Below are 17,364 nucleotides of genomic sequence, written 5' to 3' on the forward strand. Positions count from 1 at the left end.
GCACACTGGGACCCGTGAGATGCCTCGTCACCGGCGCGACCGGCTACATCGGCGGGCGGCTGACGCCGCTGCTGCTCGCCGACGGACACACAGTGCGCTGCCTCGCCCGCAAGGCGGTGCGGCTGCGTGACGTGCCGTGGGCCTCGGCGGCCGAGATCGTCGAGGGGGACCTGAGTCGACCGGAGACGCTGGCTCCCGCGTTCGCCGACGTGGACGTCGCGTACTTCCTGGTGCACTCGCTGGGCCGGTCCGACTTCGAGGCGGCCGATCGGACGGCGGCGACCAACTTCGCGGCGGCGGCACGCGCCGCCGGCGTACGTCGAATCGTCTACCTGGGCGGCCCGGAGCCGGCGTCCGACGAGGAGGTCCCCTCCCCGCACCTGCGCTCCCGCGCCGAGGTGGGCCGGATCCTGCTGGCCAGCGGGGTGCCCACGGCGGTGCTCCGCGCCGCGGTGATCATCGGGTCCGGCTCGGCGTCGTTCGAGATGCTGCGCTACCTGACCGAGCGGCTGCCCGCCATGGTCACCCCGCGCTGGGTACGCAACCGGATCCAACCGATCGCGGTCCGCGACGTGCTGCGCTACCTGGCCGGCTGCGCCGACCTGCCGCCCGAGGTCAACCGGGGCTTCGACATCGGCGGCCCGGACGTGCTGACCTTCCGCGACATGATGCAGCGCTACGCGCGGGTGGCCGGGCTGCGCCGGCGGATCATCGTGCCGGTCCGTCCGCTCACCCCGTCGCTCTCCTCGCACTGGGTCGGTCTGATCACGCCGGTGCCGAACAAGATCGCCCGCCCGTTGGTGGAGAGCCTGATCCACGAGGCGGTCGCCCACGAACACGACATCGCCAGCTACGTCCCGGACCCGCCCGACGGGCTGACCGGCTTCGACGAGGCGGTGGCGCTGGCGCTGGCCAAGGTGCGCGACGCCCAGGTGGAGACCCGCTGGTCCACAGCGAGCGGCCCGGACGCGCCCGCCGAGCCGCTGCCCACCGACCCGGACTGGTCCGGCGGCACCGCGTACACCGACGTCCGGGAGCGGGCGGTGGAGGCGTCACCCGCGGCGCTCTGGCGGGTCGTCGAGGGCGTCGGCGGCGAACACGGCTGGTACTCGTTCCCCCTGGCCTGGTCGATCCGGGGCTGGCTGGACCGGCTGGTCGGTGGGGTTGGGCTGCGTCGGGGGCGACGCGACCCGCACCGCCTCCAGGTCGGTGAGGCGCTGGATTTCTGGCGGGTCGAGGAGATCGTGCCGGGCGAGTTGCTGCGGCTGCGCGCCGAGATGCGGCTGCCCGGCCGGGCCTGGCTGGAGATGCGGGTACTGCCGGCCGACGGCGGCCACAGCCGCTACCAGCAGCGCGCCGTCTTCCTGCCGCGCGGCCTGGCCGGGCACGCCTACTGGGGTTCGGTGGCCCCGTTCCACGCGGTGGTCTTCGGCGGAATGGCCCGCAACATAGCCCGCAACGCCGAACAATCCCCCTGACCCCGCCCCGCCCCATCCAGTCCCGGGGCGGAGGGGGTTAGTTGCCGGCTTGCGGTTGGGCTTGGAAGGCTGTCCGGCCGCTCGGGGGGACGAAGTCGCGGACCGGTTGGTCGCGCAGGGCGAAGGCGAGCACCTCACCTACCGCGTTCACCATCTGGGCCTGCACCGCCTGACCGACCGCGTCGCGGGGATCGTCCGGGTTCGCGGCCATCGAGGCGACCGCGAGCTGCGGCGTGAACGCCACCACCGTCTCCGTCTCGTACCGCTCGGAGCTGCCGGTCTTGCCCGCCACCGGACGGCCGAGCTTCGCCCGCAACCCGGGTGCGGTGGCGCCGTCGCAGCGCCCGTACATCGACTGGTCGCCGACCGGGCAGCGGGCCGCGTCGGTGGCCGCCCGCGCCACGTCGGCGTCGAGCACCTGCCGGCAGTCCGGCTTGGCGGCGTCGACCGGCCGGCCACCCGAGTCGGTGATCGAGACCACCGGCAGCGGCGCGCACCAGGTCCCCTCGGCCGCCACCGTGGCATACGCGGTGGCCAGGTCCAGCGGGGTGGTCGCGGCCACGCCCAGGGTGAACGGACCCCAGTCCTTCGCGCCGTAGCGGGCCAGCTTGGCGTCGGACTCGGCCCGCAGCACGATGCCGAGCCGCTCGGCCATCTCCACCACCCGGTCGGCGCCGACCCTCTCGGTGAGCCAGGCGAAGTACGTGTTCACCGAGCGGCCGAACGCGCTCCACATGGTGCGCGGGCCGTCCATCGACGACGGGCTGGCGTTCGCCGGGCACCACCGTCCGTCGCAACTCGCCTCCCCGGTCACCGGGAAGCGGGTGAGCAGCTGGGTCGGCGCCACGAATTCGGTCGACAGCGGCAGGCCGGACTCCAGCGCGGCCAGCAGGGTGAAGAGCTTGAACGTCGAGCCGCCCTGGTACCCCTCGATCGCGCCGCCGCCGGCCACCAACTGGTTGACGGTGTTCGGGCGGTTCTTCTGCCCGACCGGGTTGTCCTCCACGCTGTAGGCGCGGTTCACCGACATCGCCAGCACCCGCCCGGTGCCCGGCTGCACCACAGCGGTCGGCACCGCCTCCGCCCGGGTCGTCGGATAGATCTTCAGCACCTGCTCGGTGGTCGCCCGCTGCACCCCCGGGTCCAGCGACGACACGATGGAGAAGCCGCCCCGGCGCAGCGCGCGCTGCCGCTCGTCGGCGGTGGCCCCGAACGCGGACTGGCTGCTCCACCAGCGGGTGAACCAGTCGCAGAAGAAGCCCCAGTCGTTGTGCGCCTCGGGCACGCCGGTGCAGTCGTTCGGGGTCGCGCTGGGCCGCAGTTGCAGCGGTTCGGCGCGCGCCGCCGCCGCCACGTCCGCCGACACCTGCCCCGTCTCCACGAGCCGCTCCAACACGTACGACCGCCGCGCCACCGCGCTGTCGGCGTCGCCGTTGATCGGATCGTCGCTGTCCGGCGAGCGGACCAGACCGGCGAGCAGTGCCGCCTGGGCCAGTGTCAACTCGGCCGGGGCCCGGGAGAAGTACCGCTTGCTGGCCGCCGCGATGCCGTACGCCCCGGCGCCGAAGTAGGCGATGTTGAGGTAGCGGGTCAGGATCTCGTCCTTGTCGAGCTCCCGCTCCAACGCGAGCGCGTACCGCATCTCCTGGAGCTTGCGCACGGTGGTGAGTTCGGTGGCGGCGTCCCGCTGCGCCTCGGTCAGTCGGGGGTCGTTGCTGAGCACGTTGCGGACGTACTGCATGGTCAGCGTCGAGGCGCCCTGCCGGGTCCGGCCGTCGCGCTTGTTGACTGTGAAGGCGCGCACTGCGCCCCGCAGGTCGACCCCGCTGTGCTGGTAGAACCGGACGTCCTCGGCGGCCACGATCGCTCGGCGCATCACCGGAGCCACCTCGTGCAGCGGCACGTCCACTCGATCCTCCTGGTAGAAGGAGGTGATCAGGGTGGTGCCGTCGTTGGCGTAGAGGTTGGAGCGCTGCGCGGTGGGCGGCGTACGGAGTGTGTTCGGCAACTCCGAGTACGGCGTCGACAGGGCGCTGAAGCCGATTCCGAAGACCAGGGCCGCGGGCAGGGCGGCGGCGGCCAGCACCAGACCGGCCAGCACTCCGGCGATCACCACGGTCAGCAGTTTGTCGAGTTGGGCCCGGATCATCAGCTCTCCCCGCAGGAGCCGGTCACGCTAGGACCCGTTCAGAATGACCCGGAACACCCCTTTAGCCCCGGGTTTTCCCCAAACCCGGAGGAAACTCGCACCACGCTCAGGGCAGCAGCGCGCCGGCCAGCGGGTGGACCGTCTCCTCGATCTCGTCGGCGACCCGGCTGAAGCACTGGTCGCCACGACCCCACGGGTCGTCCAGATCATCGGTGGCGAGCGCCGAGGCGCCCAGGCGCGCGTCGTGAGCCGCTGCCACCAGGGCCAACCCCCGGGCGTACACGGCCTCCGGGGTGGCGTCGCCCGGCGGCAGCGCGGCGGCGTCCACCGCGGCCAGCAGCCTGCCGAACTCGCCGAGCACGAACGTACGGGCCGCCGCGTCCGGACGAAGCGCCACCACGTACTCCTGCTGGTCGGCGGTGGCGGTCAGGACCAGGTCGGCGGCGTCGATGTGGTCCGAGCGCAGCTTGCGTGCGGCGAACCCCTCCACGTCCCCACCACGGCCGGTGACCTGCCGGGCCGCCGGCGGGTTCATCTCCTCGCCCGCGTGCCAGCCGCCCGTGCCGGCGCTGTGGCTGTGCACCAGCTCCTCGGCCTGAGCCGGGTCCTGTGCACGCCGGGTCAGCCGCTCCCGCACCGCCAGGGCGAGCAGTCGCTCCGCCATCGGCGAGCGGCAGATGTTGCCCATGCAGACGTGCAGAACCGTGAACGGGGGCACTCAGACCGCCCGACCGTCGACGAGATCCGGAACCACGTCGCGCAGCTTCTCCAGTGGGATCGCCCCGGCCCGCAACAGCTGCGGCACCTCACCGGTCAGATCCACGATCGTGCTGGGCACCGGGTCCGGGCAGGGCCCGGCCTCCAGATAGGCCCGCACCGAGTAGCTGAGCTGGTCACGCGCCTCGTCGGCGGTGACCGCAGCCGGCTGGCCGGTCTTGTTGGCCGACGAGACAGCCATCGGGCCGGTCTCGCGCAGCACCTCCAACGCCACCGGGTGCAGCGGCATCCGCACCGCCACAGTGCCGGTCTTGTCGCCCAGGTCCCATTGCAGGCTCGGCGAGTGCTCGACCACGATCGTCAGGGCACCCGGCCAGAACGCCTCCACGAGGTCCCGTGCGGCGGTGGGCAGCGAGAAGACCAACCCGTCGAGGGTGTGCCGCGAGCCGATCAGCACCGGCGGCGGCATCTGCCGACCCCGGCCCTTGGCATCCAGCAGCGCCTTCACCGCGTACGGGGTGAACGCGTCAGCGCCGATCCCATACACGGTGTCCGTCGGGAGGACGACCAGCTCGCCGTTCTTGACCGCCTCGATCGCCGCAGCGATGCCGCGGTCCCGATCGGCGGGCGACCGGCAGTCGTAGAGCATCACGAGGAGTCAGTCTGCCACGCCGCGCCGATCGGGGCGTGCTGGCCGTCCGCCCGTCGGGACGCGGTGGCGTAGCGGGGGCGCCCGGTGAGGTCCAGATGCTCCGCCACAGCGGTGAAGCCGGCGTTTTCGGCGAGCAGCCCGGGCACCGCCGCGCCGTGGGTGTCGTCATGCTCGACACCGAACACGCCCCCCGGGCGCAACAGCGCCGCCGCCCGGGCGACGACCGGGCGGATCACCACCAGACCGTCCGCGCCGCCGAAGACCGCCTCCGCCGGGTCGTGCCCGGCAACCTCCGGCGGGACCACCACGTCGTCCGGCACGTACGGCGGGTTGCAGAGCAGCACGTCCACCCGGCCCACCAGCTCCGCAAGCAGGTCCGGCGCGGTCACGTCGGCCTCGACCACCTCGATCGGCCGGTCCCCCGCCGCCGCCCGCTCCGCCGCGTTGCGCCGCAGCCAGACCAGCGCCGCCGGGGACCGCTCCACCGCGATCACCCGCGCCCCCGGCAGCTCCTGGGCAACCGCCAGGGCGATCGCCCCCGAGCCGCTGCACAGGTCCACCACCAGCGGGTCGGGTCGGCCCTGGGCCTGCTCGACGCCCCAGCCGGCCAACAGCTCGGTCTCCGGCCGAGGCACGAAGACACCCGGGCCGACCGACAACTCCAGGTGCCGGAACCCGGCCCGACCGGTCAGGTGCTGCAGCGGCTCACGCGCGGCGCGGCGGCGCGTCAGCTCGTCGAGCCGCACCAGCTGGTCGTCGGCGAGGTCGTCGGCGAGAGCCAGCCGACCCCGGGGGACCCCCAGCACATACGCCGTCAGCACCTCGGCCTCCACCCGGGCCGGGCCGACCCCGGCGGCGGCGAGCGCGCGGGCCGCTCGGGCCACCGCGGCGGACGGCCGGATGGGGCCTGTCCCTTCGGGGGGGTGTTGCGGCAAAGTACTCACGACATAATCATGAAGCGTCGCGGGCGACGTGACGAACAGGTGCGCCCAGGCGCGCACGACAGGAGGTTGGCGGGTGGGCTGGCTCGACCGGGTCGCTGACCAGGTTGACGCCCTCACGCACGCCCGGGCGTTGCAGGAGGCCAGCCGCTCCGCAGAGGCGTACGTCCTGCTGGAGCGTGTGATCCGCACCACCACCGACCCGGCGGCGCGGGCGGACGCGATGGTGCAGCGCCTCTCCGCGCTGATCAATCTCGGTCGGACCGCGGAGTTCACCCGGGCCATCGAAGAGGCGTCCGCGGCGGTCCGCGACCTCGCCGAGCCCTATCTGCACGGCCACCTCAACGCCCTGGCCGCGCTCGCGGCGCACCACCAGGGCGCACTGGACCGCTGCGTCATGCACCTCGTCCGAGCGGCCCGGGCGCTGGGCGCCGTCGCCGACCCGGACCGGGACACCGCCTGGGGCTGGCACGACCTGGCCATGGCCTACAGCTACCTCAGCTTCCACGGGTACGCCCTGGGCGCCATCGAGCGGGCCCGGCAGCTCGGGCTGACCGCCGGGATCCCGGAGGAGACGTTCGCCGCGCCGGGCATCCGGCTGCGCAACGCCGTGGCCCTGGACCACAACGGCGACAGCGACGGTTGTCTGCGGGTGCTCCGGGACGTGGCCGCCGACCTGACCCGCTTCGTCCGCGCCGGCCGGGCCAACCAGCTACGCCCGAGCAGCCTCGCCGCGTACGGCTACGCGGCGGCCCGGCAGGCCGCGCTCGGCGACCAGGTGGCGACCGAGGGCCCCGAGCCGGCCCGGTTGATCAGCCACGGTGGGGACAGCGCCCGCGCCCGCGACCTGCGTCAGCTCGGGCAGGTGTGCCTCGCCGTCGCCGACGGTCGACCGATCGAGGCGGTAGCCCGACTCGACACCGTCCAGGTGTCCAACGAGACGCTCGGGGCGGCCGAGCCGGCCCGGCTGCGCAGCATCGCGCTGACCCGCGCCGGGGACCACCTGGCGGCGCACCGGGCCGACCGGCTGGCGTTCCGGCTCGCCGCACAGCGCAACGACCGGCTGCGTGACGTCTACATCGACGGCATCGCCGCGCGCATCGACCACGAGGAGATGCGCCGCGAGGCGGCGCGCTTCGAGGGCGAGGCGTTGACCGACCCGCTCACCGGGCTGCCCAACCGCCGCCGGCTGGAGCGCTACATCACGGCCGTGGTCACCCGCGGCGAACGGGTGGTGATCGGCGTCTGCGACCTGGACGGCTTCAAGGCTGTCAACACCCGGCACGGGCACCACTCCGGCGACCTCGTGCTGCAACGCATCGCCGGTGTGATCAACCGGGTGATGCGCCGGGGCGACTTCGTGGCTCGCTACGGCGGTGACGAGTTCGTGGTGGTGCTGCCGGACACCGGCATGACCGAGGCCGCCGAGGTGGCCCGCCGGATCGAGGCCGCGGTCCGCCTGGAGGACTGGGAGTCGCTGGTGCCGGGCACCCCGGTCGGGGTGAGCATCGGCTTCGCCGAGGTCTCCGGCGGCAGCGGGTTGCGCGACGCGCTCAGCGTCGCCTTCGAACAGGCCGACCGCGAGATGCTCCGCGCCAAGACCCGCCCCCGCGCGAGCTGATCGCCCCAGCCGAAGCCACGGCGCGCTGCGGTCAGTTCGGCGCTGCGGTCAGCGGCGGGTCAGCTCGACGCCGCGCGGTCAGCTCGACGCCGCGCGGTCAGCGGCGGGTCAGCTCGGTGTCGCCGGCCAGCCGGGCGGCACGGTCGGCCTCGGTGAGGGCGTCCAGCACCCCGTCCAGCTCGCCGCCGAGCGCCAGGTCCAGGTTGTACGCGGTGTAGCCGATCCGGTGATCGGTGATCCGGTTCTGCGGGAAGTTGTAGGTGCGGATCCGCTCCGAGCGGTCCACGGTGCGCACCTGGGCCTTGCGCGCGTCCGAGGCGGCGGCGTCGGCCTGCTCCTGGGCGGCGGCGAGCAGCCGGGCCCGCAGGATCCGCATCGCCTGCTCCCGGTTCTGCAACTGGGACTTCTCGTTCTGGCAGGAGACGACGATGCCGGTCGGCAGGTGGGTGATCCGCACCGCCGAGTCGGTGGTGTTCACCGACTGGCCGCCCGGGCCGGATGAGCGGAACACGTCGATGCGCAGGTCGTTCTGGTCGATAGTGACGTCGACGTCCTCGGCCTCCGGCAGCACCAGCACTCCTGCGGCGCTGGTGTGGATGCGGCCCTGCGACTCGGTCACCGGGACGCGCTGCACCCGGTGGACGCCGCCCTCCCACTTGAGCCGCGACCAGACGCCGTTGCCGCCGTCCGGCACACCCTTGGTCTTGATCGCCAGGGAGACGTCCTTGACCCCGCCGAGGTCGGAATCCTGTGCGTCGATCACCTCGGTGACCCAGCCGTGCCGCTCGGCGTACCGGGTGTACATCCGCAGCAGGTCACCGGCGAACAGCGCCGACTCCTCGCCACCCTCACCGGCCTTGATCTCGACGATCACGTCCTTGGCGTCGTGCGGGTCGCGCGGAATGAGCAGCTCGGCGAGGCGCTCCTCGAGCACCGGCAGGGACCCGGCGATGGACTCCGCCTCACCCGCGAAGGAGGGGTCCTCGGCGGCCAGCTCGCGAGCCGCGGCCAGATCGGCGCGGGCCTGCTCCAACTCGTCGGCGGCCTTGTGCAGCGGCACCAGCTCGGCGTACCGGCGGCCGACCCTGCGCGCGGTGGCCTGGTCGGCGTGGATGGCCGGATCAGCCAACCGCTTCTCCAGCTCCGCGTACTCGTCGAGAAGGCCGGCCAGACGCTCGCTGCTCATGCTGCGGATGCTCCTTCGACGGTGCGCGACGACCGGGCCGGGCAGGCCGGGAGGCCAACGGCCGGGCAGAAATGGAGGAAAACGCGGACGGCGCCCGCGTCCGGTGCAAAACCGGACGCGGGCGCCGAACGAGGAGTTACTTGGCCTTCTTGGCCTGAACCTTGGCGTACTTCTGCTGGAACTTCGCGACCCGGCCGGCGGTGTCGAGAACGCGCTGCTTACCGGTGTAGAACGGGTGGCAGGCGCTGCAGGTCTCGGCGTGGATCGCCCCGCCCTTGGCGGTGCTGCGGGTCGTGAACGTGTTGCCACAGGAGCAGCTGACCTCGGTGGTCACGTACTCCGGGTGGATGTTTGCCTTCATCTCGCCTCGGTCCTCTCGTTGGTGGTCGCCGGGTCGCCGTCATCGCTCGTCGCGCCGTACGCGACGGGCTCGGGCGTGAACCGGAACCGGTGGCCGATTGACCAGTGTGCCATGGGCCTGAGCCGACCCGGTAATCGGGCCGCACACCTCGTCCGGCATCGTCAACACGTGCCCACCCGTCCGCATTCCCGCCCGCCGACCGGGCATTCGCGCACCCGACGGACCGCCGCCAGGTACCCCGACCGGGGTACATCCGCCCAGCCGGAGAAACGTCGATGACCCGCCTGATCGCCACCCGGGGACTGCCCGCCTCGGGCAAGACGACGTTCGCCCGCACCCTCCAACCGTCCGTCTCCCGGGTCAACCGGGACGACCTGCGCCGGATGCTGCACGGCGAGCGGCTGTTCACCCAGTGGGCCGAGGCGCAGGTGACCGCCGTCCAGCAGGCTCAGGTCGAGGCGCTGCTGCGGGCCGGCGCGGACGTCTGCGTGGACGACACCAACCTGCGCGCACGGACCCTGCGGGGCTGGGCGGACCTGGCCGCCCGCCACGGCGCGGACTTCGAGGTGCACGACTTCACCGACGTGCCGCTGGCCGAGTGCCTGCGCCGCGACGCCGCCCGCCCGGCCGCCGAGCAGGTCGGCGAGGACGCGATCCGCCGGCTGCACGAGCGGTACCTGCAGGGGCGGACACTGCCGTTGCCGGTGCCATCGGCCCGCACCGGACGCCCCGCCGTGGTGCACCCACCGTCGACCGAGCCAACGGAGATCGTTCTGGTGGACATCGACGGCACCGTCGCGCTGGCCGTCTCCCGCAGCCCGTACGACATGACCCGGGTGGGCCAGGACCAGCCGAACACGGCGGTGATCGCGGCGGTCCGGGCGATGCACGCAGCCGGGTACGGGGTGGTCTTCTGCTCCGGGCGGGACGCCTCCGCCCGCGCGGCCACCGAGGCGTGGCTGGCCCGACACGTACGCGTGCCCTACCTCGGCCTGCACCTGCGGGCCGTCGGCGACGCCCGGAAGGACTCGATCGTCAAACGGGAGATCTACGACCGGGAGATCCGGGACCGTTACCGGGTGGCTGGCGTCTTCGACGACCGCGTCCAGGTGGTCCAGATGTGGCGATCCCTCGGCCTCACCGTCTTCCAGGTGGCCGACGGCGACTTCTGAGTGCGAGGAGGGCCTTTCCCCACACACCCGTGTGCGGAAAGGCCCTCCGTGCGCTCACCGGGTCAGGGCGATGGTGGTTTCGGCGCGGACGGCGTTGACGGTGACGGTGAGGCGCACCGGAGCGCCGGGGCGCAGCGCGGTCAGCGTGCCGGTGGCCGGATCGAAGCGTGCGGTGTGCCATGGGCGTACCCCGACCGCCGGGCCGATGTGCACCCCCGGCGACGCGGACCAGTCGGCGCTCACCGGTGCGGCCACCGGGACCGTACGCCCGCCAGGCTGGGTCAGCGTGGCGGTGACCGACGCCGGGGCGCCCACGGCGACGCTGGCCGGGGCCGTCATCGTGAGCCGGTCGACGTGGGCGTGGAACTCCGCGTCCACCCAGGCTGGGCCCTCGACGAGCGGGTCACGGCGGGCACGGTCGGCCTCGGCCGGGGTGACCGGGTCCACGCCGAACTCCGTCCAGCCGGTGAAGCCGCCCTCGTCGGCGGGGGTGGACGGCGTCTTGCCCGCGTTGCCGTTGATCGTGAAGGGCACCCCGTCCACCCGATCGGCGTGGAAAGTGCCGACGTGCCCGCCCACGAACAGCGCGCCCTTGCCGGTGCGGTGCTGGAAGTCGGCCAGCCACTGCTCCAGCAGCGCCGCTTCCTTGCGGTCGCCGAGCTGGCTGGCCTGCGCCGGACTGGGATCACGCGGCGGGTGGTGGTGCAGGACGACGACAGAGCCGACACGCCGGTCGGTGGCCGCCGTGTCCAGCGCCTCGCGCAGCATCCGTACCTGGTCGAAGCCCCCGCCCCGCAGCGTCCCGGTGGACGAGTTCAGCGTGACGAACCGGGTGCCGGCGTGGTCGAAGACCCGCGAGGTGGCACCGAACGCGGCCTCGAAATTGCTGATCGGCGCGCCCATGATCTCGTGGTTGCCGGGCACGTAGTACCAGGGCAGGGCATCGCCCAACTCCTCGTCGAGGATCCGCTTGGCCAGCGTGAAGTCGGCCGGATAGGCGGTGTCCACGAAGTCGCCGTTGATCAGGAGGAAGTCCGGCTTGGCGGCCTTCACCTCGCGCAGCGTCCGCCGGGCCTGGGCGACCAGGTCACTGTCCGGGTCGGCGGCGACGAACTGGGCGTCGGAGAGCACCGCGAACCGCCAGGGCGCGCCGTCAACAGTGCCGTCGCGCATCACCACCCGATCGGTACGCGGCGCGACCGCCGGCACGTCGACAGTCGGTGGCACCTTCGCCACCAGGTCGTCGATGATCACCTCGCTGGAGTACTGCGCCGCGGCGTTCGTCTCGGCCACGTAGAACCGGCGCACCCGCACCGGGTACTGCACCCCGGCCGGCACCGCGAACTCCACGTACCGCCAGCCGGTCCAGGTGATCAGTGGTCCGCGCAGCACGTGCTGGGTGTCCTGGGCGTCGTGCAGGTGCAGGCTGGGCCACTCCCCGGTGCCGTTGCCGTGGATCCACATGCCGAACGCCTGTGGCTGGCCGGGCACCTCGATCCAGGCGGGCGGGTCGGCGTACGCGGCCCGCGTGCCGGTGGACTGGCTGAAGTCGTACGTCATCCGCAGGCCCGTGCCTGTGTGCCCCGGGGCCGGCGCGACCGATCCACTGGCGCGGGCCTGGCTGAACCGCCAGGAGCCGGCGTCGTCGAAGCCGGCCACCGGCACGTCGGTGAGCCCGACGGTTACCGGCAGGACGGTGCTGGTGCGGCCGACGTGGATGGTGACCAGAGCGGAGCCGGTGTCCCGCAGCGCGGTGACCGCGAGGTTGCCGTCCCCGGTCGGGGCGATCCGCAGCAGGTCACTGTCGTAGTCGAGGGTCAGGTCGGCCGGCTCGATCGGGGCGGTGTTGCCGTTCTCGTCGTACCCGACCACGCCCACCAGGGCCTGGCCGTCCCGGCCGGTCAGCCCTACCCGCGGCAGTGTGGAGCCGATCCGGGTCAGCGGGCCGAGCACTGTGAGACCCAGCGAGCCGGTGGCCCGTCCACGTGTCGCTGTGACAGTGCTGGCACCCGGCGCGCCGGCGTGGAACACCCCGGCACGGTCGACCCGGCCGCGTGCCGCCGGGGTCACCCGCCAGGTGGGCGCGCCGGCCGCCGGGCCGTACGTCTCGTCGTAGCCGGCGGCTTTGAGAATGCGGGTCAGACCGGGAAAGACCCGGTCCGGCCGGCCACCACGCGTCGGCGAGATTCCCGGGGCGGCGGTGGGGTCGCTGGCCGTTTCGACCCAGTAGCCGGTGAGCCGGCCGCTGCCCTTCGGCGCGTAGATGGCCAGACCGTTGGGCACTGCCCGCTCACTGCCGTCCGACGGGCCGTTCTCCACCTGCACGGCCGGTGCGCCCGGTTCCCTGGCCAGCAGCGTGGACGAGCCGCCGCCGTCCAGGTTGAGCGCATGGTGGGCGCCCAGTTCGGCCATCATCCGGCCCATCTCGGTCTGCGTCACGCCACGGCTGTCGACCTGCCGGCCGTCCACCGTCAACATGATCATCTTGCGGCCGTCGGCGGTGAAGCCGACAGCGGTGCGCGGCGCCAGCGTCGGGTCGGCGATGCTCTGGACGACGCCGTCGCGGACCAGGACGTTGCTGCCCCCGATGGCCGCGCGCAGGCTGCTGCCGTCGGACGGCTTCGGACGCCAGGCCACCGTCACCGGGTCTCCGGCGCGAAGTCCCGCCAGCGCGTCCGCGCCGGCGTCACGGCCGAGCAGCACGGTGCTGCCGGCGGCGATCGGGCCGCTGCCGGCCACGCCGGTCACCGCGGCCACCCGACCGCCGGAAACGGTCACCTCGATCACCCGCGCCGCGCCTTCCACAGTTCGCTGCCGGGAGTACGTCCCCCACAGCTCGGTGAACGCGCCGATGCCGTCGGCCTGCACCATGTTGTTGAACTGGGTCAGCGGCACCGGTCCGGTGGGCAGGGTGGCGCTACCGTCGAAGTTCACCTCGATCACCCGGCCGAGCCCGTTCGTGGTGACCGCCACCGCGTTGTGGTGACCCGCGACCGGCGACTGGATCAGCTCACCGCCGCGGATGCCGACGCCCTGGGCGGCACCGGAGTTGTTGATGTCGAAGAAGTCGCCGTTGATCGCGGCGACGGCCCGCGTGGCGTCCGCCGCCTTGCGCAACGGCTCGGCCCTGCTGACCGCCCCGGAGTTGACGTAGTCGACGGTGGACCCGCCGGCGAGGTCGGTGGTGAGCGCGTCGGCGCGCAGCCAGCCATCTGCGTCGTACCTGTCGAAGGAGGTGAGCTGCACGCCCGGCGCGACCGGCCGGGTGGCCTTCGTGGTCTCCAGGCCGCCGGCCGGCTCCAGGCCGTCGGCGGCGGATTTCGAGGCGGTCGCGGCGGCAGGGTCAGCGGCCAGGCTGATCGAGCCGGCTGGCCTGGACGACGCGGACGGCACGTCCTCGGCGACGGTGGACGGGGCGACGACGGTCGGGGCCGGAGGGGCGGCGGTGGCCGGCAGCGGCGCGGCCAGGGAGAGCAGCGGCGTCAGCAGCAGGACGCCGGTGCGGCGGGCGGATCGTCTGCGGGTACGCATGGACGACAGTCAACCCGGTGATGAATAGAAGTTTCAAGACCCCTGGATTGAAGCGAAGGAAAACTTCACATCGGTATCTCCGGGGACGGGTAGCGGGCATGACGAAGGGGCACGGCCACAGCGGCCGTGCCCCTTCGTCGTCGGTCACCCGGAGAGGGTTACTCCCCCGGCGTCGACTTCGCGATCTGCATCAGGAACTCGATGTTGGTACGGGACTGCTTGAGCCGGTCCAGCAGGAGATCCATCGCAGCCTGCGAGTCCAGCGAGTGCAGCACCTTCCGGAGCTTGTGGATGATGGCCAGCTCTTCCGGTGCGAGCAGGACCTCTTCCTTACGCGTACCGGACGGGTTGATGTCGATGGCCGGGAAGGTCCGCTTGTCGGCGATCTTCCGGTCCAGCTTCAACTCGGCGTTGCCGGTGCCCTTGAACTCCTCGAAGATGACCGTGTCCGCCATGGACCCGGTCTCCACCAGCGCCGTGGCGATGATGGTCAGCGACCCGCCGTTCTCGATGTTGCGGGCCGCGCCGAGGAAGCGCTTCGGCGGGTAGAGCGCGGTGGAGTCGATACCACCCGACATGATCCGGCCGCTGGCCGGCGCCGCCAGGTTGTACGACCGACCGAGCCGGGTCACCGAGTCGAGCAGCACGACGACGTCGTGCCCAAGCTCGACGAGGCGCTTGGCCCGCTCGATGGCCAGCTCGGCCACCGTGGTGTGGTCCTGCGGCGGACGGTCGAACGTGGCCGCGATGACCTCGCCCTTGATCGACCGCTGCATGTCGGTGACCTCTTCAGGCCGCTCGTCCACCAGCACCACCATCAGGTGGCACTCCGGGTTGTTGCGGGTGATCGCGTTCGCGATCGCCTGCAGCACCATCGTCTTACCCGCCTTGGGCGGAGACTGGATGAGTGCCCGCTGGCCCTTGCCGATCGGCATGACCAGGTCGATGACCCGGGTGGTCAGGATGTGCGGCTCGGTCTCCAGCCGCAGGCGCTCCTGCGGGTAGAGCGGAGTGAGCTTGTAGAACTCCGGACGACGCCGCGCCTCCTCCGGCTCCATCCCGTTGATCGTGTCCAGCCGCATCAGCGGGTTGTACTTGTCGCGCCGCTGGTCACCGCTGTTGCCGCCCTCGCGGGCCGCCCGCACCGCACCGGTGATCGCGTCACCGCGGCGCAGGCCGTACTTCTTGATCTGGGACATCGAGACGTACACGTCGTTCGGGCCGGCCAGGTAGCCGGTCGTCCGTACGAAGGCGTAGTTGTCGAGCACGTCGATGATGCCGGCCACCGGGACGAGCACGTCGTCCTCGCTGACCTGCGGCTCACGGCCGCCGGTGTCGGCACCGGTCTCGGTGCGCTCGCCGCGCCCGCGGCGACGGTCCCGGAAACGGCTGCGCCGGCCGCGCCGACCGCCACCCTCGCCGTCGTCGTCGTCGGTGTCCCGCTCGGCACGCTGACCACGGTCGTTGCGGTCGTTACGGTCGTTGCGGTCGGGTCGGTCGTTGCGCTCGGCCCGCTCACCCCGGTCGGAACGCTCGCTCCGGTCGTTGCGCTCGCCCCGGTCGGCCCGCTCGCCCCGGTCGTTGCGCTCGGCCCGCTCACCCCGGTCGGCACGCTCGCCCCGGTCGGAACGCTCGGTCCGCTCGGCACGCTCGCCCCGCTCACCCCGGTCGGAACGCTCGGCGCGCTCCGGACGCTCGGCCCGGTCGGCACGCTCGGCCCGGTCGCGGCGGTTCTCGCCACGGTCGGCCCGCTCGCCGGCTTCCGCCTCGTCGGTACGCGTCTCAGTCGCACGCGTCTCGGTCGCACGTGCCTCAGTCGCACGTGCCTCAGTCGCACGTGCCTCAGCGGGGCGCGCTTCGGTGGCACGGGCCTCCGCCGTCGCGGTCCGGCTCCGCCGGGTGCGGCTGCGGCCCTCGGTCTCGGCGGCCGGCTCGGCCGGCGCCTGCTCGGCACCGCGCCCTTCGGCTGCCGGCCGGTCAGCGGTCTCCCGCACCTCGGCGCGCACCCCCTCGCGGGTCGGTGCGGCCGCGGCCGCGACCTCGGCCCGTGGTCGAGGGGTCCCGGCGGCGTTGCCGCCCTGCCGCTCGGAAATCGCGGCGATCAGCTCGCCCTTGCGCATGCGAGCCGTGCCGGAGATGCCGAGCGACGCGGCCAGGCTCTGCAGCTCTGGCAGCAGCATCGCCGACAGACCGGTGCCGCTACGCCGACGACGGGCGGGAGCAGCTGCGGTGGCATCGCCAGCGACGTTGGAAACATCCGACGTCACGTCGGTGGTGTCGCTCAATGGATTCCTTCCCTCGATAAGGCCGGGACTGCCCGGAGTCGGAGCTCAGGTGGCCGGGCGGCCTCGGTGCACCCGCCTCGCAAGGACGCGTCGCGGGAGTCTGTGACACAGCAGCCGGTCGGTATCCCGACTCACCAACGTCGGTGAGCAGGTCTCGCCGTCTGCGGCGACCTGTGGAAACTGCGGCGCGGCGTGGGCCTTTGGCAGGGGTAGACGGGCTGACCGCCGAGAGCTTCGGGGGTGCGCCGCCCCGCAGGAGATCGCGTGCTTCGCGGCTGTGCTAGGTCTAGAGCGTAATCAACTCTTCCGACCTGCGGCAACAGGGTCCCGCTCGGCGTGTCCAAGTCTACCCCGCGCAACCCGCGCGCCGCTGACGTCTATCGGTAACTGCCAGATCTCCCAGTCTGTTCCCTCTGGGAAGCCCGCTGGAGGCTCGCTGAGCGCCAGCACAGTCGGCCCCGCCCCACTGACCACAGCCGCCACACCAGCCGCTCGCAACGCGCTGACCAGGAGAGACGTGCCCGGCATCCCGGCTGCCCGGTAATCCTGGTGGAGCCGGTCGACGGTGGCCGGCAGCAGCAGGGACGGGTCCGCGGTGAGCGCGTGCACCAGCAGTGCCGCCCGCCCAGCGGTCAACGCGGCGTCACCATGCGGCACGCTGGCCGGCAGAGCCGCCCGCGCGATCGCTGTCAATCCGCGTTCCGCCGGGACGAAAACGGTGGGCCGCACCGCGTCGGCGACCGGCAGGGACACCGCCCGGGCACCGCCCGGCTCCGACCAGGCCACCGTGAAACCGCCGAGCAGGCACGGCGCCACATTGTCGGGGTGGCCCTCGATCTCGGCGGCCAGCCGGAGCGCGCCGGCGTCGTCGAGGCGGCGCTCCCCATCGACGACGAGGGCACGGGCCAGCAGCACCCCGGCGACGATCGCGGCGGACGAGGAGCCCAGCCCACGCGCCTGGGGGATCCGGTTGACGCACTCCACGCTCAGCCCTCCCGGGTGGGCCCCGAGCACGTCGAACGCGGCACGCATGGCCCGCACCACCAGGTGGCGGTCGTCGTCGGGCAGCTCACCGGCGCCCTGGCCGGTCACCGTGACCCGGACGCCGCCCGACGCGACCTCGGCGGCCACGTCGTCGTAGAGCCCGAGGGCGAGACCCAACGCGTCGAAGCCCGGGCCCAGGTTGGCGCTGGTCGCGGGAACCCGGACCCGGACCGGCCCGGCGGTGAAGTTCGTCGGCACGCGCTCATGCTAGGGCTCAGCACCGACGA

At 72.8% G+C, this 17,364-nt stretch carries 12 protein-coding genes; 3 read left to right on the forward strand and 9 right to left on the reverse strand.

Annotated features, from left to right (window positions below; all coding sequences use genetic code 11):
- Positions 1-14: 14 nt before the first annotated feature.
- Positions 15-1,478: an SDR family oxidoreductase gene (locus tag ACQP0U_RS27205; RefSeq protein ID WP_433312433.1), complete on the forward strand. Its 1,464-nt coding sequence runs from the start codon at positions 15-17 to the stop codon at positions 1,476-1,478.
- Between the two features lie 37 nt (positions 1,479-1,515).
- Here ACQP0U_RS27205 and ACQP0U_RS27210 read toward each other — a convergent pair whose 3' ends face one another.
- The 4 genes from ACQP0U_RS27210 to prmC all read right to left on the reverse strand — a co-directional run bounded on the left by ACQP0U_RS27210 (position 1,516) and on the right by prmC (position 5,940).
- Positions 1,516-3,627 carry a transglycosylase domain-containing protein gene (locus tag ACQP0U_RS27210; protein ID WP_433312436.1) on the reverse strand — a complete coding sequence of 704 codons (2,112 nt, stop codon included), beginning with the start codon at positions 3,625-3,627 and terminating at the stop codon, positions 1,516-1,518.
- A gap of 106 nt (positions 3,628-3,733) precedes the next feature.
- Positions 3,734-4,345 (reverse strand): phosphotyrosine protein phosphatase, encoded by a 612-nt coding sequence (locus ACQP0U_RS27215; RefSeq protein WP_433312438.1) that lies wholly within the window; start codon positions 4,343-4,345, stop codon positions 3,734-3,736.
- Positions 4,346-4,993 carry an L-threonylcarbamoyladenylate synthase gene (locus ACQP0U_RS27220; protein WP_091406475.1) on the reverse strand — a complete coding sequence of 216 codons (648 nt, stop codon included), beginning with the start codon at positions 4,991-4,993 and terminating at the stop codon, positions 4,346-4,348.
- Positions 4,993-5,940 (reverse strand): peptide chain release factor N(5)-glutamine methyltransferase, encoded by a 948-nt coding sequence (prmC, locus tag ACQP0U_RS27225; RefSeq protein ID WP_433312441.1) that lies wholly within the window; start codon positions 5,938-5,940, stop codon positions 4,993-4,995. Before prmC ends, ACQP0U_RS27220 begins: the two co-directional genes overlap by 1 nt.
- Before the next feature lie 73 nt (positions 5,941-6,013).
- Between prmC and ACQP0U_RS27230 the strand changes: the two genes are divergently transcribed.
- Positions 6,014-7,558, forward strand: a complete 1,545-nt coding sequence (locus ACQP0U_RS27230; protein ID WP_433312444.1) for a diguanylate cyclase domain-containing protein — start codon at positions 6,014-6,016, stop codon at positions 7,556-7,558.
- 97 nt (positions 7,559-7,655) lie between these two features.
- Here the strand turns inward: ACQP0U_RS27230 and prfA are convergent, their stop codons facing one another.
- Positions 7,656-8,744: a peptide chain release factor 1 gene (gene prfA / locus ACQP0U_RS27235; protein ID WP_433312446.1), complete on the reverse strand. Its 1,089-nt coding sequence runs from the start codon at positions 8,742-8,744 to the stop codon at positions 7,656-7,658.
- Between the two features lie 136 nt (positions 8,745-8,880).
- The gene (gene rpmE, locus ACQP0U_RS27240; protein ID WP_030333150.1) at positions 8,881-9,105 is read right to left on the reverse strand and encodes a 50S ribosomal protein L31; all 225 of its coding nucleotides are present in this window, start codon (positions 9,103-9,105) and stop codon (positions 8,881-8,883) included.
- Between the two features lie 275 nt (positions 9,106-9,380).
- Here rpmE and ACQP0U_RS27245 point away from each other — a divergent pair, with 275 nt between their 5' ends.
- Positions 9,381-10,277 (forward strand): AAA family ATPase, encoded by an 897-nt coding sequence (locus ACQP0U_RS27245; RefSeq protein WP_433312449.1) that lies wholly within the window; start codon positions 9,381-9,383, stop codon positions 10,275-10,277.
- 54 nt (positions 10,278-10,331) lie between these two features.
- On the opposite strand, the gene ACQP0U_RS27250 is transcribed toward ACQP0U_RS27245, so the two are convergent.
- The 3 genes from ACQP0U_RS27250 to thrB all read right to left on the reverse strand — a co-directional run bounded on the left by ACQP0U_RS27250 (position 10,332) and on the right by thrB (position 17,335).
- Complete coding sequence (locus ACQP0U_RS27250) at positions 10,332-13,808, reverse strand: phosphodiester glycosidase family protein (RefSeq protein WP_433312452.1); 3,477 nt, start codon at positions 13,806-13,808, stop codon at positions 10,332-10,334.
- Positions 13,809-13,966: 158 nt separating this feature from the next.
- The gene (gene rho / locus ACQP0U_RS27255) at positions 13,967-16,093 is read right to left on the reverse strand and encodes a transcription termination factor Rho (RefSeq protein WP_433312454.1); all 2,127 of its coding nucleotides are present in this window, start codon (positions 16,091-16,093) and stop codon (positions 13,967-13,969) included.
- 297 nt (positions 16,094-16,390) lie between these two features.
- A complete protein-coding gene (gene thrB, locus ACQP0U_RS27260) occupies positions 16,391-17,335 on the reverse strand; it encodes a homoserine kinase (RefSeq protein WP_433312457.1) in 945 nt (314 codons plus the stop codon).
- Positions 17,336-17,364: the final 29 nt, after the last annotated feature.

The sequence above is a fragment of the Micromonospora sp. CA-269861 genome, assembly GCF_050948505.1.
Taxonomy (GTDB): Bacteria; Actinomycetota; Actinomycetes; order Mycobacteriales; family Micromonosporaceae; genus Micromonospora.

What these genes read in the sequence shown, in the direction of transcription:
- rpmE (WP_030333150.1), bottom strand. Translation starts at nt 9,105, where the DNA reads ATGAAGGCAAACATCCACCCGGAGTACGTGACCACCGAGGTCAGCTGC.
- ACQP0U_RS27250 (WP_433312452.1), bottom strand. Translation starts at nt 13,808, where the DNA reads ATGCGTACCCGCAGACGATCCGCCCGCCGCACCGGCGTCCTGCTGCTG.
- ACQP0U_RS27220 (WP_091406475.1), bottom strand. Translation starts at nt 4,993, where the DNA reads ATGCTCTACGACTGCCGGTCGCCCGCCGATCGGGACCGCGGCATCGCT.
- prfA (WP_433312446.1), bottom strand. Translation starts at nt 8,744, where the DNA reads ATGAGCAGCGAGCGTCTGGCCGGCCTTCTCGACGAGTACGCGGAGCTG.
- ACQP0U_RS27245 (WP_433312449.1), top strand. Translation starts at nt 9,381, where the DNA reads ATGACCCGCCTGATCGCCACCCGGGGACTGCCCGCCTCGGGCAAGACG.
- ACQP0U_RS27210 (WP_433312436.1), bottom strand. Translation starts at nt 3,627, where the DNA reads ATGATCCGGGCCCAACTCGACAAACTGCTGACCGTGGTGATCGCCGGA.